Origin of the sequence: Streptomyces nanhaiensis, from assembly GCF_046614825.1 — a bacterium.
Classification (GTDB): Bacteria; Actinomycetota; Actinomycetes; order Streptomycetales; family Streptomycetaceae; genus Streptomyces; species Streptomyces radiopugnans.
Genome location: NZ_JBKJFM010000392.1, coordinates 1 through 539 on the forward strand (window position 1 = coordinate 1; position 539 = coordinate 539).

Consider the following 539-nt stretch of genomic DNA (forward strand, 5'->3'; position numbering starts at 1 on the left):
CCGCGCCCTGGGTGACGCACCAGAGCGGAGCCTGGACGCCCGCGTCTCCGAGCGCCTGGAAGAGAGCGAGCGTCGGTGCTGCTGTGGTGGTGTCGTCACCGGTCAGCGCGAGCAACGACAGCACGCCCGTCGCATCGAACTCCCCGAGCGCACTGCGTAGTTCCTCACCGAATCGCACCCGATCGGCGTCGGCCGTGTCGAGCACGACCTGTCGTACGGCACCGTGCCCGGCCTCGAGGATCCGGACGATGTCCCGTACGAGAGGGCGGTCCTCGTGACCGGCAGCAATCAAGAGCAGCCAGTCACCCGTGAATTCGGCAGCGCTGGACGGCACCGGTCGCCACACCACCCGGTAGCGCCAGCCGTCCAGCGGCGAACTACCGGTCCGCTCCCTGCGCCCCGATGTTGCGTCGAGCCAGTACCGGCTGCGCTGGAACGCGTACGTCGGCAGCTCGACCCGGTGCGAAGGCGTGACGCCCAGATCGGCGAGCACATCTGGCCACGCGATCTCCATGCCTGACACGTGGAGTTCGGCTGCG

General features: G+C 69.0%; 1 protein-coding gene. It reads right to left on the reverse strand.

Annotated elements, in window-relative coordinates; genetic code table 11:
* The coding region (locus tag ACLIYP_RS30760) for a Rossmann-fold NAD(P)-binding domain-containing protein (protein WP_412716345.1) at positions 1-514 on the reverse strand (514 nt) is incomplete at its 3' end.
* Between the last annotated feature and the right edge of the window lie 25 nt (positions 515-539).